General features: G+C 74.0%; 1 protein-coding gene. It reads right to left on the bottom strand.

Features of this window, described 5'->3' with window-relative positions; genetic code table 11:
- Positions 1-1,403 (bottom strand): cytochrome c oxidase assembly protein (locus AB6N24_RS22990; RefSeq protein WP_412871678.1); only part of this gene is annotated, 1,403 nt, incomplete at its 3' end.
- Positions 1,404-2,443: the final 1,040 nt, after the last annotated feature.

Below are 2,443 nucleotides of genomic sequence, written 5' to 3'. Positions count from 1 at the left end.
AGGAGCAGCGGGATCACCATGGCGAGCACCATGTGCTGGACCATGTGCGCGCTGAACAGCACGTGCCCGTACATCGCGGGGCCGCCCGACGTGGTCCAGAAGAAGATCGTGAGCCCCGTGACCCACATCGCGGTCCGCTGCCACGGCCACGTGTCGCCGCGCCGGCGCAGCCGCCGGACCCACCGCACGTAGACCACGATCCCCGCGACCGCTGCGCTGGCGAACAGCAGGTCCCAGCGCCACTCGGTGAACCAGCGCAGCAGCGTCGGCTCGGGCGGCAGCGCGTGGCCCGTCACGATCTCGGCGGGCGTCGGGCTCGTCGGCGGGTCCTGCGGGACGGGCGGGGCGGTCGACGACAGCGCGACGGCGACGCCCGAGACGGCGCCCATGACAGCGAGCTCGACGGCCACGAGGCGCCAGAACAGCCACCCCGCTCCCGGCCCGGGGGCGGCGGCGAGCCGGGGCAGCGCCGCGCGCCGGTGCGCGACGCCGAGCAGGCCGAGGACGACGAACAGCGCCGCCTTCACCAGGACGAGGACGCCGTACCGGGTGCCGAGCCCGTCGAGGCCGCCGAGCCGGATGATGGCGTTGACCAGGCCCGAGACGGCGACGAGCACGAAGCACCAGCCGGCGATGCTCGAGTACCGCGTGACGCTGGGCCGCAGGTCGTCGCCGAGCCGCCCGGCGAGCACGGCGAGCGCGGCGAGCGCCCCGATCCAGACGGCCGCGCCGACGAGGTGCAGGAACATCGAGCTCGTCGCGAGGTCGTGGCTCGTCGCGCCGGCCGCGTGGCCACCCTGGGCCTGCTGCCACAGCGCGACGACGGTCAGCCCGGCGCACCAGGCCGCGCCCGTGGGAGTCTGCACGACGAGCGCGAGCGCCGTGACCACCGCGGCGACCACCACGATGCCGAGCTGGTCGCGCCCGAGCTCGACCTGCGTGACGTAGACGCCGAGCTCCTCGCCGAACGTCGACGAGCTGAGCGGGCGCCCGGACACGCTCGCGTAGCGCAGCACCAGCCCCGCCACGGACAGGACCGTCCACGTGCCGGCCGCGACGGCGGCGAGCATGAGGCTGCGCGCGTAGGCGGCGGGCGAGGTGCGGGGTCCGGGGGCCGCGGCGCGCGCCCGTAGCGGGAGCACGGCGACCGCGAGCACAAGCGACCCGAGCGTGAGCGAGCCGGCGAGCTCGGTCAACGTCGTGCTGACCGGTAGGCCCCAGCGCACAAACGCGCCGGGGTCCGCGAGGACGGCCGGCAACGACGCCCCGGAAAAGCGCGCCCCGAGCAGCACCGCAGCGACGCCCGCGAGGACGAGGACCGCGAGCTGCAGCGTGGCCCTGCGCCCGGGCGCCGGCGCGTCGACGGCAGGGCGCACAGCGGCAGGGCTGCGCGTGGAGGTCACCCCTCCATCATCACCCGCCGGTGGCGCGGTGGCGGGCAGTCGGTGGGCCCGGGCGACGTGAGGTTGACTTCGCAGGAGCGATTTCGGCGGTCGGGGATGTGCCGGGAAGCAACTCGTGCGTCGAGAGCAGTTCCGCCGACGCGGGGGGAGCGTTCCGCACGGCCGATTCTCTGGCGTCTGCTCACTCGGCGGGCGGCCACGGCTGCGGGAGGTCTGCTGCGTCGGGCGCTGTGCCGTGGTCGAGGTCGGGTCCGGCCCGGTGCTGCACATCACCCTCGGGGATCCACGCAAGCCAGGGGCGACCTGTGCCCCTGTTCTGCGCGATCCGCACCAGGCCTGGTGCGCGTGCGACGATCTCTACGTCCAAGGTGGCCTTGAGGCCGTTGTGGAGCCGGGTGTTGACTTGGGCAGCTTGCGGTGGGCTCACCGGCGCGACGTGACCCTCGGGCGGCGCCGGCTGGGCGACGACCAACTCGGACCAGGAAGTCGGGGGGTGGTGCTTCACTACCTCAGCCTCCGCCGCAGGAGGGGTTACGGCGACCCGTGGGCCATCTCCTCGGCAGATCGAGCGGCTGCGTGGGTGACCAGTTGCCTGAGTGTGCTGGCACGGCGGCGTCGTGCGTCCGTCGGGCGTGCGGTGATCGAGGGGGCTGCTCTGCGAGCGTGGTGGCGCTGGTCCTGCTCACGGCCACAACGGTCTACGGGTGGGCCGCCTCCCATGGCGCCACGACCCGCCGGTGATCACCCACCACGGCGCAGGATCGCCCCGCCTGGCGGGAACTCGCTGACTCCGGTGCGCGTTGTGCAGTGGGCCTGCCGCCCACCCGAAAGAGTCATGGACGCCGACAGTACGAACCCCCGCACGTCGCGCGACGATCAGCCGGCGAGGGGGTGCAGGTCCTGATGTGGGTGCTCACGCTGCTGCTCGGCGTGCTCGTTGTGCTGGCCATCACGGCCGCCACCGGCTACTTCGTGGCGCAGGAGTTCGCGTACATGGCCGTGGACCGCTCGCGGCTGGCCTCGCGCGCCGGCGGCGGCGA

Origin of the sequence: Cellulomonas jepli (genome assembly GCF_047229345.1) — a bacterium.
GTDB lineage: Bacteria > Actinomycetota > Actinomycetes > Actinomycetales > Cellulomonadaceae > Cellulomonas_A.
This window is presented reverse-complemented; position numbering and strand designations above follow the sequence as displayed.